This is a genomic window from Corynebacterium choanae, from assembly GCF_003813965.1.
GTDB classification, from domain to species: Bacteria; Actinomycetota; Actinomycetes; order Mycobacteriales; family Mycobacteriaceae; genus Corynebacterium; species Corynebacterium choanae.
In genome coordinates this window covers 1,267,014-1,280,607 of record NZ_CP033896.1, presented here as the reverse complement: position 1 = coordinate 1,280,607, position 13,594 = coordinate 1,267,014, and the positions used below count along the sequence as shown (strand labels likewise).

Sequence of the window (13,594 nt, the reverse complement as noted above, 5' to 3'; positions counted from 1 at the left end):
GCCGCGCAGCAGACGCAGCGGCGGTGCGGCAGCCGCAAGGCGACAACTTGCCGCTGCCGCGGCAGGATCCTCGCGAAAAACAGTGGCATCCAGTGGTGTTGCAAAACCAACTAGCTCCCGCGGCTGCAGCGATCATCGTCGCTGCAGCTACCGGCTAGTGGGCGGCCGCATCCCAGTTAGGCCCCACCCCAGTGGACACCTCCAGGGGAACTCGCAAAGCAATAGCTTGATCCATGTGGTGTTGCACCAACTCGCGAACAGTCTCAAGCTCCCCATCGGCCACTTCGACGACAAGCTCGTCATGGACTTGCAGCAACACCCGGGACGCAAGCTGCTGGCCGCGCAGCGCCTCATCCACCCGAATCATCGCAACTTTAATAATGTCGGCGGCTGTACCTTGAATCGGCGAATTCAACGCAGCCCGCTCAGCGTTTTCTCGGGCGAGCCGATTCGTCGACACCAGCTCCGGCAAATATCGGCGCCGACCAAACACAGTGGTGGTGTATCCATCATCACGCGCCTGGGCAACAACCGTCTCCAGATAGCGTTTCACCCCACCGAAGCGTTGAAAATAGGATTCCATAATCGTTGAGGCTTCCCCGGTTGAGGTACCCAACTGGGCGGCAAGACCAAATGCGGTCAGCCCATAGGCCAACCCGTAGGACATGGCTTTCACCTTACGGCGAATCTCTGGGGTGACTTCAGCAACAGGTACATTAAACACCTTCGACCCCACATAGTTGTGTAAATCTTCGCCCTGCTGATATGCCTCGATGAGGCCAGCATCCTGGGAAAGATGGGTCATCACCCGCATCTCAATCTGGGAATAGTCCGCCGTGAGCAGCGCAGTGAAGTTTCCTTCAGGCTGGCTACCCGAGGCTATAAACGCCGACCGAATTTCGCGGCCTTGCGCCGTGCGAACAGGAATGTTTTGCAGATTCGGTTCCGTCGAGGACAACCGGCCAGTGGCTGCGGCAGTCTGTTTAAACGTTGTGTGAATCCGGCCATCATCGCCAATAGCTTTCAGCAACCCGTCAAGGGTTGTTTTCATTTTGAGATATTCCCGGTGCGCCATGAGATGGGCAAGAAATGGGTGCGAAGTTTTCGCCGCAAGCGCCTCTAATTCTTTCGCAGCGGTAGAATAGCCGGTTTTGATTTTTTTCGTTTTCGGCAGTTGCAACGTGTCAAACAGTACGGTCTGCAGCTGTTTCGGGCTCGAGAGGTTTAACTCCTCGTCGCCGGCAATTGCGCGGGCTGCAGCCACTTCCGCGTCGACCAGTTCAATAAAGGTATCCCGCTGCTCCAGCAGCACTGCACGGTCGACGGCGATACCGGTGTGCTCCATGCGGGCAAGGATCATTGCCAGCGGCAATTCCATATCCACAAACAGCTCATAGCAGTCGCGAGCAACCAGCTGCCCAGTCAACACGTCGGCAAGCTGCACCACTGCAGCAGCGCGGGCGGCAAGCTTGTGGATCATCGCCGGGTCGCTGGGAAGATCAACTAATGTCTGCTGGCCTTGATCAGCATCCGACTTCTGCGGTTTACCGCCGGACAACAGGTGCTCAAGATCTTGCAAAGACATCGGTAAATGCTGCGATACCACCGAGTCAAGATCTTTTAGTCGGGCATCAGGATCGACAAGATAGGCCGCAATTCCCGTGTCGTGGGCAAGACCTTGCAGGGTGTAGCCGTGACCTTGGAGCTGATGCCACAACGATTTCGCATCATCAGTGAACTTCGGTGCCTGCGAATTCTGGACAAACTCGGCAAATATCTGCTCTTGTTCACAGTCCAACTCACTTGGATCAAACACGAAACAATGCCCGTCTGCTGCGGCAAGCGCCACCATTGTGCAGGTGCCTTGCGATGGCTGGGCGTCGCCTGCGGCAACCACAGCAATACCGGCTGCCATCCGCTCCTCGGTCAACCAGGAGGCTAGCGACACATCAGTATCTAAGTGCACCGTTACAGCTGGCTGCTCGGGGCTTGCAGTCTGAGTCGCATTGTCGTCTGCAAAATCGAAGGTTGTGGCAAGTTTATTGCGCAGTGTCGAACCGAACTCGAGGGCTTGAAAAATTTGGTGGACCAACGCTGGATCAGCTGCCCGACGCTGCCCATCATCGACAGTGATCGGCAATTGAACATCGCGAATCATGGCGGTGAGCTGTCGGTTAAGCCGCACCTGGTCGATGCGATCGCGCAGGGACTGCCCCACTTTGCCGCCGATTTCGTCGGCATGATCAAGCAGATTGTGCAACGTCCCATATTGCACTATCCACTTGGTGGCGGTTTTCTCACCGACACCGGGAATATTTGGCAGATTGTCAGAAGGGTCGCCGCGCAGCGCAGCAAAATCGGGATATTGGGCTGGTGTCAACCCATACTTTTCTTCAATCGCAGCCGGGGTAAACCGTCGCATCTCGGAGACCCCTTTGACCGGATACAGCACAGTCGTGGCATCGTTGACAAGCTGGAAGGAATCCCGGTCACCGGTAACAATCACCGTAGAAAAATCGGCGGCGCCAGCCTGCGTTGCGAGCGTGGCAATAATGTCGTCGGCTTCGAAGTTTTCCTTCGTCACACAGGTGATCCCCAACGCCGGCAGTAGTTCTTGCAGGATTTCTACTTGGCCTTTGAACGCTTCCGGGGTGGCTTCCCGCTGTGCTTTATATTCCGGAAACATATCGGTGCGGAAGGTTTTCCGTCCAATGTCGAACGCAACCACCACATGGGTGGGTTGTTCCTGGCTGAGCAATGCGGACAACATGGAACAAAATCCGTACACCGCATTGGTGTGCTGTCCCGCCGAGGTGGCAAACTTTTCTGCTGGAAGCGCGTAAAACGCCCGAAACGCCATCGAATGCCCGTCGATCAGCATAAGGGTCTTAGAGTTTGCAGTGTCGCCTGGTGCGGTAGTGGAGGTCGCATTCACGCTGACCTAGTGTACCGGCAGTGGCAGCTTTGTGCCGGTAGCGGGGATAAATGGCGCATCATGATCCAGTGGGCTATAGTGTTGCTAGCACGAAACAGCAGCCCCCGTCTCAAGGCGGGTAGGATCTGCTGGATTTCGCTGCAACAATTGCACATCTTCGCCCCAGTAGCCCAATTGGCAGAGGCAACGGATTCAAAACCCGTCCAGTGTGAGTTCGAGTCTCACCTGGGGCACGATTAACACCCCTGTTTTGTTTACTCGATGCGGTAAACAAAACAGGGGTGTTGTTATCATCGCTGGTTTGTTTCCACAGCCACCGGGTCTGGGGAGAGCAACCGGTGCACTCTCCTTTCGTCGTTTTCTTTGCCCGCATGTTGCTCCTGCGGTTTTCGCCACCTGTTAGGACGTGAACCTTATCCCGATGCTGCACAAGTCCGCCACAGCACGTTCGTTTTCCTTCACCAAGCTGATAACACACAGTGCGCAAGGTGCCGCGATTGCGTTAGCCGAACTTGTTCCAGGGGTCTCAGGCGGCACTATAGCGCTGGTGACTGGCTGCTATGAGCAGGCACTAATCCATGCACATCGGGCAACAAGTATTGGCGCAGCACTGCTAAAACGTGACCGTCCCGCGGTTCGCACCCAATTGCAACGCTTCGACTGGTGGTTTGTGCTTCCACTGGTGTGTGGAATGGTGGTGACGTTGCTGGTGGCTGCCGGGATGATGGAGTCCTTTGTGGCTGAGCATCCGGCACTTTCGCGGGCAATCTTTTTCGGCATGGTGCTTGCCTCATTGACGGTGCCATTTGCGTTGCTTCCGCGGCAAGCCCGGCACAGTTGGCCAGTACTCGGCACCACCGCTGTTGCGGCGCTGCTTGCCTGGTTGGCGACCGGGAACACCGGTGTGACACATTCTTCTCCCAGCTGGTGGATGCTGGTGATTGGGGCGGCGCTCGCAGTTAGTGCGTTGGTTCTACCAGGGGTGAGCGGTTCGTTTGTGCTGTTGGCGCTCGGTTTGTACAGCCCAATGTTGACGGCTGTCGCGCATCGGAATGTGCCGCGCGTTGGCTGGTTTCTGCTTGGAGCGATCATCGGATTAGTCACAATTGTGCGACTGGTGATGTGGTTGTTGACGCATCAGCGTGTGTTGACCTTAGCCGCTATGACCGGGCTTATGGCAGGTTCGTTGCGGGCACTGTGGCCGTGGCAAACCACTCCCCTGGCCGGGGACATTCCAGTGACGGAGTTCCCGGCATCGTGGCTGCTCTGGTTGGCGATTGCGCTTAGTGCACTTGCAGTGCTGCTCGTCGCCCGGATCAGTACTCGGCGGCAATCCCACGAGAGTTAAAACGCGGCACGATATGCACCTGCTGCACGCGGTTTACACCAGGCCGATCTGTTGGAAAAAACAACGGCTGTGCGAATCCTAGTAACCCACAGTGACGTGGCTGCGCCGCGGCACTGGCGGGACAGGGATACCGGCAACAGGTGAAAAGGAGGACGACTTGGTTCACAAGCCGCCCTCCGTTATCCTTCCCATCCACGAATTGTAGTAGCACTCGATGCAATTTCGAGAAACTACCCCATCCTATGCCCACTAGGACGCGTGCATGGTGCTGCTGGTGGGTGAAAAGCGGTGGCCGACTGGGGCTGCCGGCAACCCCGCTCGAGATGCCGTATTCCTGCTTCCTGCGGTTAGGAAGTAAGATCAGCAAATTTCGCTTCGAGGGCGCGAATCACTGGCGGTGGCAGCAAACTAGAAACATCACCACCATGCCGGGCTACTTCCTTACACAGCGACGAGGAAATATATCCATATTTCGGATCGGTGAGCAGAAAGAATGTGTCCACCCCAGTAAGGCGCCGGTTGATTTGCGCCATAGGGAGCTCATATTCATAGTCGATCCCGGAGCGCAGCCCTTTGACCAGCGTGTCAATGCCATGTTTTGTGGTGTAATCCACAAGCAAACCATCCCACGTGTCCACGATGAGATTGGTGATATGGCTGGTGGATTCTTCAATAAGCGCTACCCGTTCCGCGGCGGTAAACAGGCCAGCTTTTTTCGAGTTGAAACTCACCAGCACGGTAACCTTGTCGAAGGTTGCTGCAGCCCGCTGAAAAATATCAATATGGCCATTGGTGCACGGGTCGAAGGATCCAGGACATACGACGTGACGCACAGTGGACACTCTTTTCGTCTCTTGAAGGGTTAGTTGGTGGTTGCAGCCGATTCCGCTTCGGCAGGGGTGATGCTGTCACGGTCGAAGATCGCCATATCCATCCGTGCAATGCCAAAGGTGCGTTTTTTGAGTTTTTGCCCTGTCGGAGTAAACCCGGCCGGCCAGCTGACCTCTGGGGAGTCACGATGCCGTTCGACAACCACGATGGCATCATCTTGTAAGGCTGGCACCAGGGCGGCTACTACTTCGTTCACTTTCTCCGGGGCCATGTCGTAGGGCGGGTCAGCAAACACCATGTCGAAGTAGTTGGCTGGGGCAGTCGCCAAATAGGTGGTGACGTTTGCCTCCACGATGGTGACATCGCGATGGCCAACCACTGTCGCATTGTGTCGAATGGTGGCAACAGCCTGCGATTGGTGTTCGACAAGGACTACCGAGGCGGCACCGCGGGAGGCTGCTTCTAAGCCGACTGCCCCGGAGCCGGCATATAAGTCGAGCACTTGTGCGCCGCCAAATCCCCAGCGCACATTCAGCGACGAACACAGTCCTTCCCGGGCACGGTCGCTGGTTGGGCGGGTGCCGTGTTCGGGGACGCGTATTTTTCGTCCGCGTGCTTCACCGGCGATGATTCTGGTCAGTGGCATCGATATTTCTTCCGTAGGTGACAGGAGCCAAAGGGTACAGGTGCTGATTGTGTCAACGAAGACGGTACTGTGCAGGCCGGGCAATACACCGGTGGTGTAGTTGGCTAGCTGCGAGTATCTGGTGCATGTGGGTCAACCGTGATCACCACGTCGCCGCCGTCAATATCGGCATAGTCGGCCACCAGAATACTGGTGACTATGCCAGGTCCTGGGGCGGGTACTGTTGCTTCGAGTTTCACTGTTTCTATGGTGGCCAGTGGATCACCGGCGGCCACAGTGTCACCGGCAGCGACATGAAACCGCACGATGCCGCCGAATGGGGCACAGATGTTCATAGGGCAACTGTAAACGATCACTTGTCGACCTGTGACATTTTCAGCTGTTTCCACCGCCTCACCCCGGTGGGAAGTGTTGCTACGTTTTTTCGATGAATTCCCGTTCCGTGTCGGCCACATCTTTGATGAGTTCCTCGGCAAGCTGCGGGTTACGGGCAACAAGCTTGTTGGCATCGGTGACCGCTTGGGTGATCAGGGCAGTGTCGGCGACAAGATCAAGGAGGGTGACTCGACGTTTGCCGCCGGATTGTGCGGTGCCGAAAATGTCACCTTCCCGGCGGGTTTGTAAATCAAGTTCGGCAAGGGTGAATCCATCGACGGTGCTGGCCACCGCCTGGAGTCGTGCCATGGCGGGTGAATCCTCAGGCTGGGTGGTGTGCAGCAGGCACAGCGATGCGGCAGTGCCGCGGCCAACCCGGCCGCGCAGCTGATGCAGTTGCGATACGCCGAAGTGTTCCGCGTTGCGGATGTAGATGACGGTGGCGTTGGGGATGTCAATGCCAACTTCGATAACGGTGGTTGCGACCAGAATGTCGATGGTGCCGGCAGCGACTGCGGCCATCACTTCGGCTTTCTCTTCGGCCGAAAGTCGGCCGTGCACAATACCGATGCGGCGATGCGGATACAGGGTGTGTTGCAGCAGCTCGGCGGTGGCGGTCACTCCATTTTCACCGTCGATGCTGTGGCACACCACAAACGCTTGATGTCCTTTGGTGATTTCTTCGTCGATTCGCTGCCAGGCGCGCGCCACCCAGGTAGGTCGCTGCTCTGGGACGACGGCGGTGGAAATCGGGGTGCGTCCAGCGGGCAGTTCATGCAATGTGGAAACATCCAAGTCGCCAAACAGCGTCATGGCGATGGTTCGCGGAATAGGGGTGGCGGTCATCACCAGCAGATGGGGGCGGCGACCGTCGTCGCGCCGCTGCCGGAGCCGGTCACGTTGCTCTACCCCGAAGCGGTGTTGTTCGTCGACGACAACAAGTCCAAGATTGTCGAACACTACTCCGTCACTGAGCACCGCATGGGTGGCAACAATGATTTGTGCTTGGCCAGTCATCGCAGCAAGAAGCGCCTGCTGTTTCGCTTTGGTGGCAAGCGAACCGGTGAGCAAGGTGACAGCAACCTCGTTGCGAAGCCCTGCCGCGGCCAGCTGCTCTGCAATTGTGGCGGCATGTTGGCTGGCAAGTACTTCCGTTGGGGCGAGGAGCACACTTTGGAAGCCGGCAGCAGCGGCATGCAGCATTGCGGCAAGAGCAACGAGCGTTTTTCCGCTGCCTACATCGCCTTGCAGCAGACGCATCATCGGGGTGGTGCAGCGTAATGCGGCACGCAGTTGGGCAATGACTTGCTGCTGTCCTTGGGTTAGTGCAAACGGCAGCGATGCGACCAGGGTTTCCACATAGTCGGAGCTGGCAGGATCAACGAACATGGCAGGGGCATTGTCGGTGGCCGCATCCGCCCGGCGCAGTGCCATCACCAACGCCAAAGAAAGCGCTTCGTTGTATTTGATGCGGCGAATCGCCGCCTGCGGACCATCCCCTACCGGCTGATGAATTTGGCGAAGTGCAGCATCAAACTGCAGCATTCCGGCGGGAACCTCGTCGAGGGGTTCAGCGATGGGGGCAAGCTGCCGCAGGACTGCGTCGACGGCGCCAAGCACTTCCCAGGAGGTGGTGCCTTTTTTCGTGGGATAGATCGCCACATACTCTAACCCGGCAAGAAGCTGCTCAATATGGTCTTCGTCGCCATAGGCGGTGAGCTGTTGCAGGCCACCGGTGGCAACGCGTTTGCGGCCCGGATCGGGGATCACCACATAGGCTGGATGAGATAGTTGGGCGCTGCCGCGCCAAAACTTTACCTTGCCGCACAGCATCACCCGGGTACCAACAGGGAGTTGGCGGGGCAGATATTTCGCCCCGAAGAACGTTGCTTTCATCGAATTGTGATCGCTGGCCACCGTGATGGTGAACAGTTGCTGGCCCCGGGCGGTGGTGGTGCGGGTGGCGTGGGTGATCTGCCCAATACAGGTGACTGTGTCACCTTCTTGGGCTTGTTCAATATCTACCATCGAGCCGTGGTGGGAATAGGCTCGCGGATAGTGCAGCAGAAGATCGGTGACAGTGTCCCCGCCAAGTGCCGCGGCGAGGCGACGGGCTGGTTTTTTCGGCAGCAATGCATCCAACCGGGTGTTGTCCTGCCAACCAAGCATGTCGATCCTTTCACCGTGTTTGTGCAGCCTTGCGTGCAACGGGGCAGCCTGCCGCAGGCGGGGTGGTTTCGCAGCTGTCTGCGGTCTGAGCGTGTGCTATATCGTCAGATCTCCTACCAGTTCAGGCGTCCAGCTGCCGCAGCAGAGGAAGACTGAACCGGTTGATACCGCAAGGCGCACACTATTCGACGCCGATTTCGACCGGATGGTCCATTCCGTCGGCCGGATAGACTGTGAGGTCTACCCCCACTTCAGCCAGATGCTGCCCGATGGTTGCCACATCGACCGCCGCATGTGCCTCCGCGGTGAGCAGCAACGTGACAAGTTCACCGCCGCGGTTGAGCAGTGTGTCACAGGTGTCGGTGATAGCTTCGGTGAGATTCCGGGTGATGGTGATGGTGGCGCCTGCTGAGGTGGCAACGAGATCACCTGGCTGCAGCGGACCGGAGTCGCAAGTGTCTGCATGATACACCCGAGTGATCACCGCGGTGGTCATGGCACCGGCCGCCTCCGCCATGGCGTAAGCATCTACGGCGATAGGTTGACTGGGGTCGTGTACCGCCAAGGCAGCGATCCCCGACACGAGCCGTGCAGTCGGCAAAATGGTTAAGTTTTTTTCGCTAGCATGACTGGTCAATTCCGCCGAGATAAGTTCCCGTTTCGACAGCAAACCATTCGGCAGCAAAATGATCTCTTTGGCTTTACTCGTGCGGGCTGCCGCAACAATTGCCGAAACCGTATCACTTGGCCGGGTAATGCCGCCGCCAACAAACACCGGTGAATCAGGATCAATCGGATGCACCACCACTGCCCCGGCGCTGCGATAGAGTTCTGCTAACCGGCCGGGGGGAACAATTGCGATCACCGCCCGCGGAATAGGGCGGGTGTGCGGCCCGTCGGGTAAGAGCTCGAAGCGAAGGTCGCTGATGCTGCCAAACCCGGTCAGTGTTTCTACCACCCGGCCAGCTTCCCGAGTGTGAATGTGCACTGTGCCGGTGGCGGCAGTGGCCCGTGCAATCACTAAACTGTCGCCGAGAGTCCGCAAGGCTTGCTGCACATCGTCGAGGGTGTGGGGTTGGTGGCAGGTCACAAACCCCATGACTTCAAGGTGAGGGTTGGCGGTGCCGTGCCCTTCCCCTTCTGCGCTGGCAGCCGGCGGTAATGGGGTGCCATCACGTTGTGTTCCCTGCTCGGTGTCTGTGTGTATTGCAAGGGTTTCACCTGGTGTAGCACCGATTTGTTCCCCACTGCCGGCGGCAAGTGGGGCTGTTGTGTCAGGGTGCGGTCTGGTTGGTGAGTGTGGCTTGTTTTCAGGCTGTGCTGCTGCCTGGCTCGAATTTGGGCGTGTCGAAGGCACAGGACGCAGGCTATCTTCCGAATCGGCAACCTGATCTGTACCTGGTTCGGCTGTTTGCACCGTATCCGATAGCCGAGAGAAGTCATCGACTGTGGGAGCAGCCTGAGGATCATCCCCAGGTGATGGCACCGATTGGGTGGGGGTGCCTCGTTGACCATGCAGACCGACGATCTCGCACAGTGTTTCTAGTAACAGGACGAATCCTTGGCCGCCCGCATCGACCACCCCTGCTTCGCGCAATACTTCCAGCTGGGACGGTGTGTGATGTAACGCGGTGCGGGCGGCCTGTCGGGCAACTGCTGCGACGGTGGCAAGTCGCTGGTCGGTGAGTTCAGCAACTGCTCGCGCAGTTGCTCGAATCACGGTGATGACTGTGCCTTCTACCGGCTCGGTGATCGCCGATGTCACCATTGTTTCGGCGCGAGTAAGTGCGTCGATAATCGCCGGCCCATCGATGTGGCCGGCACGGGCAGCAGCTGCAGCAAGTGAGGCTAAAATTTGGCTCAACACCACTCCGGAATTACCGCGTGCACCCCGCACCGCACCGTGCGCGAGTGTTTCGGCAATTTGCCGCATCGACGCGTGAGGCTCCTCGGCGAGCAGTCGATCCATTGCGGCAACTGCAGCTTTCATTGTGAACGCCATATTTGATCCGGTGTCGGCATCCGGTACCGGAAACACATTCAAGGCGTTGATCTCTTCCCGGCGCGCATCGAGTTGTGTGCAGGCATAGCGCGCCCACCGAACGTATGCGTCCGAACCGAAGAGTTCCGCCTGTGCCATAACCGTCTAGTCTAGTGCAGCTGGTGGGGTAATGATCTTTATCGACACTACTTCCCTATCACGTTGTGACTGTTGTGATTGTTGTGGTTTTGCGGTGTCTGCGGGGTGTTACCAGAGGGTTGGGTTGTTTGGCTCGGTGTAGTCGGGTAGTTGCCAGTCGATGGGGTCGGCTCCTTGTTGGGTGAGCAGGGTGTTGGTGGTGCTAAATGGTTTGCTGCCGAAGAATCCTCGGTATGCCGACAGGGGTGATGGGTGGGCGCTGGTGACTAAGGGGGTGTCGCCGAGTCGGTGGGTTAGTGTTTGGGCTTGTTTGCCCCACAGGATGGCGACGAGTGGCTGGTGTCGGGCGACGAGGGTGTCGATGATGTGGTTGGTGATGGTTTGCCAGCCTAGGTTTTGGTGGCTGCCAGCTGCGCCGGCGGTGACGGTGAGTACTCTGTTGAGCAGCATGACGCCTTGGTCGACCCAGGCGGTGAGGTCGCCGTGGTGTGGTGGGGTGATGTGGAGGTCGCTGTGCAGTTCGGTGTAGATGTTGGCGAGTGATTTAGGCAGGGGTTGTACTGTTCGGTCGACGGCGAACGACCAGCCGATGGGATGTCCGGGGGTGGGATAGGGGTCTTGCCCGACGATGAGTACTCGGGTGTGGTGTATCGGGTGGGTCAGGGCGCGCAGGGTGTGGTGTGGTGCCGGCAGGATGATTTCTCCGGCGGCGCGGCGGGTGGCGAGGGTGGTTTCGATGGTGGCGAGTTGGTCGGCTACTGGGGCAAGTGCGGTTACCCAGGTGGGGTCGATGGTGGCGAGTAGGTGTGGAGGTGTGGTCATGGGTTATCGGTGTGGTGTTTGGGTGTGTGAGGTGGAGCGGATGGAGTCCCAGCCGCCGGTGCTGGCGGGTGGTTTGCCGTTCAGCAGGATTGGATGCTGGCCTTTGGGCAGGGTTTTGCCGATGACTCGGAAGCCGTGGGTTTGTTCGGTGGGGCTTACTGCCAGGAGGGTGTGGTCTTCGCCGCCGTGTAGTGTCCAGGTTTGGGGGTCTTTGCCGAGCAGGGTTGCGGCGTGTTGGAGCAGCGGATCGGGCTGGAGTGCGTCGGGATAGAGTTCTATGGTGATTCCGGAGCGGGTGGCGATGACGGTGAGGTCGCGGATTAGCCCGTCGGAGTTGTCGGTCATGGCGCTGGCGCCGGTGGCTCTGGCTACTGCGCCGCGTCCGGGGGCTGGTCGGGGTGCACAGTGGTGGGTAACGAGTGGGGCGAGTGCGGGGGGAATGTGGTTGCGTCCGAAGTGGCTGAGGAGGTCGAGGCCGGCAGCGGAGTGTCCGATTGCCCCGGAGGCGAGGAGGTGTTGACCGGCGCGTGCCCCGGTGACGGTCAGGGGTGGTTTGGGTCCGGTGATGGTGCCGGTTGCGGTTACTCCGATTACGAGGGTGTCGCTGATGGTGATGTCGCCGCCGACGAGTTCGATGGCATAGTGGTCGAGCATGGCGGCTATCCCGCTGGCGAAGTCGGTGATCCAGGCGATTGGTAGGGTGCGGGGTAGTGCCAGGGCAAGCAGGAGTGCTTGTGGGGTGGCGCCCATGGCAACAATGTCGGCAACGTTTTGTACTACTGCTTTGTGGCCGACTTCGTAGGCGGTGGAAAAGTCGTGACGGAAATGGCGTCCACAGACCAAGGTGTCGGTGGTGATGACGCTGCGGGCGGCCGGGTTTGGCAGGTCGATGACTGCTGCATCGTCACCATTGCGGGCGGATGGTGCGATGTCGGTGATGGTGGCGATAAGTTCGTGTTCTGCGAAGTCACCGACGGTTGGTGTGGCCGGATAGTCCGGGATGGGTGGTATCCCTGCATGGTGCGGTGTCGCGGGGTTCATAGGTTCTCGCAGTCAGATGGTGGGGGCGGTGTTGCTGCCGCTGGTGGGGCTTTTGGTGTGTTCTACCCTACCGGCGCAGGGTGCTGGCCGGGTTGGCGTCGAATCCAGGATTGACTGTTGTCGTTGTACCTGGTTGCCGCGTTGGACTTCACCGGCCAGGTATCTAGACTAATGCAACTATGACAGTGCAGCAGCCGGGTATTTCGTTTCGTCGTCGTCCGCTTCTTCTTGCGTTAGCGTTGGCGATTGTGTTTGTGATCGCCGCATTGTGGGGGGCACGCTACGTCTATGACCAGGCACGCTATCAGCCGGTGTCGGTGGCGAATTTTCCTGCCCCGGCGGCTGATTCGCCGGCGTGTGCAACCATGGTGGCGCAAGCCCCCACCGAGTTGGATGAGTTTGTGCAGGTGCCGCTGGTTGATCCGGCGCCTGCTGGGGTGGTTGCGTGGGTGAAGGATTCCACCCAGCGGATTGTGAGCCGCTGTGGGGTTGATTTGCCCGCCCAATACGACCGCCTGTCCAAGGTGCTTACCGTTGACGATGTTGATTGGATTCTGGTCGTCGACACCACTCCAGGGGTTGATTTGGCGTCGTTTTACACGATTAATACGGCGGCGACGATTGCCGTAACCGGGCCGCGGGCAGCATTAACCGAATCAGTGTTGCATGATTTCACCGCGCTTGCTGATCCGTTGAAAACTTCCCGGGCTACTCCTGCTGCCGCACCGCTTGCCGAGCTACCAATGGCAGCTTCTGCTGATACGGCAGTTTGCAGCAGGTCGCTGGAGGCTTTTTCGACGGTGCTTGCCGACGATGAGGACTATGTGCCGGCCACTACAGATCAGCTGGAAGGCGCCGGGTTTGATCCGGCTACCACCCGGGCATGGATTGCTACCGGCTATGAGCCGGTTGTTGTGCGCTGCGGGGTGGAGAATTCGGCAAACTATGCGCCCACCGCGATATTGGATCAGGTGGATTCGGTACCATTTTTCACCGACACTACTCTTGCGCAGGGCACCACCAGTGCCGTGTATTATCCGCAAGGCACCCGGCAGCAGTTTGCGATCTCAGCACCCCAACAGATAGCCCAACCGGTGCTGGTGACGATTGCCGGTCTCATCACCAGCCGCGATCTGTAAGCAGTCCGCGGCATGCTTGTCCGGCAGGAAACGCTGGTGTACGCGTGAACACGCTGGTGTGCATTTTCTAAAAAAACGAGGAGCAGCGCAGCATGCTTGCGCCCGCTGCGCCACCGCAACCATCCTGAAATCCCTGGTTTGCTGCGAC

Annotated in this window: 11 protein-coding genes and 1 tRNA gene; 4 read left to right on the top strand and 8 right to left on the bottom strand. The window is 58.6% G+C overall.

The features are described 5' to 3' along the window. Positions 1-23 precede the first annotated feature (23 nt). Entirely contained in the window at positions 24-158 is a 135-nt protein-coding gene (locus CCHOA_RS11020) for a hypothetical protein (RefSeq protein ID WP_281273287.1), read from the top strand. On the opposite strand, the gene polA is transcribed toward CCHOA_RS11020, so the two are convergent. Next, positions 155-2,935 (bottom strand): DNA polymerase I, encoded by a 2,781-nt coding sequence (gene polA / locus CCHOA_RS04605; protein WP_425453753.1) that lies wholly within the window; start codon positions 2,933-2,935, stop codon positions 155-157. The two genes, CCHOA_RS11020 and polA, sit on opposite strands and share 4 nt — an antisense overlap. A gap of 159 nt (positions 2,936-3,094) precedes the next feature. On the opposite strand from polA, the gene CCHOA_RS04600 reads away from it, so the two are divergent. Beyond that, positions 3,095-3,168: transfer RNA gene (locus tag CCHOA_RS04600), tRNA-Leu, on the top strand. Between the two features lie 188 nt (positions 3,169-3,356). Beyond that, positions 3,357-4,283, top strand: a complete 927-nt coding sequence (locus CCHOA_RS04595) for a DUF368 domain-containing protein (protein ID WP_123927484.1) — start codon at positions 3,357-3,359, stop codon at positions 4,281-4,283. A 347-nt stretch (positions 4,284-4,630) separates the two neighbouring features. Here the strand turns inward: CCHOA_RS04595 and coaD are convergent, their stop codons facing one another. The 7 genes from coaD to CCHOA_RS04560 form a co-directional block, all read right to left on the bottom strand. Next, the gene (gene coaD, locus CCHOA_RS04590) at positions 4,631-5,116 is read right to left on the bottom strand and encodes a pantetheine-phosphate adenylyltransferase (protein WP_123927480.1); all 486 of its coding nucleotides are present in this window, start codon (positions 5,114-5,116) and stop codon (positions 4,631-4,633) included. A gap of 29 nt (positions 5,117-5,145) precedes the next feature. Continuing rightward, complete coding sequence (locus tag CCHOA_RS04585) at positions 5,146-5,754, bottom strand: RsmD family RNA methyltransferase (protein WP_123930812.1); 609 nt, start codon at positions 5,752-5,754, stop codon at positions 5,146-5,148. A 110-nt stretch (positions 5,755-5,864) separates the two neighbouring features. Further along, a complete protein-coding gene (locus CCHOA_RS04580) occupies positions 5,865-6,095 on the bottom strand; it encodes a biotin/lipoyl-containing protein (protein WP_123927477.1) in 231 nt (76 codons plus the stop codon). Between the two features lie 79 nt (positions 6,096-6,174). Next, entirely contained in the window at positions 6,175-8,304 is a 2,130-nt protein-coding gene (locus CCHOA_RS04575) for an ATP-dependent DNA helicase RecG (RefSeq protein WP_123927473.1), read from the bottom strand. Between the two features lie 181 nt (positions 8,305-8,485). Continuing rightward, entirely contained in the window at positions 8,486-10,444 is a 1,959-nt protein-coding gene (locus tag CCHOA_RS04570; RefSeq protein WP_123927470.1) for a DAK2 domain-containing protein, read from the bottom strand. Between the two features lie 108 nt (positions 10,445-10,552). Continuing rightward, complete coding sequence (locus CCHOA_RS04565; RefSeq protein ID WP_123927467.1) at positions 10,553-11,266, bottom strand: uracil-DNA glycosylase; 714 nt, start codon at positions 11,264-11,266, stop codon at positions 10,553-10,555. 3 nt (positions 11,267-11,269) lie between these two features. Beyond that, positions 11,270-12,307: a thiamine-phosphate kinase gene (locus CCHOA_RS04560; RefSeq protein WP_123927464.1), complete on the bottom strand. Its 1,038-nt coding sequence runs from the start codon at positions 12,305-12,307 to the stop codon at positions 11,270-11,272. Between the two features lie 179 nt (positions 12,308-12,486). Here CCHOA_RS04560 and CCHOA_RS04555 point away from each other — a divergent pair, with 179 nt between their 5' ends. Further along, a complete protein-coding gene (locus CCHOA_RS04555; protein WP_123927461.1) occupies positions 12,487-13,446 on the top strand; it encodes a DUF3515 family protein in 960 nt (319 codons plus the stop codon). The last annotated feature ends 148 nt before the right edge of the window (positions 13,447-13,594 follow it).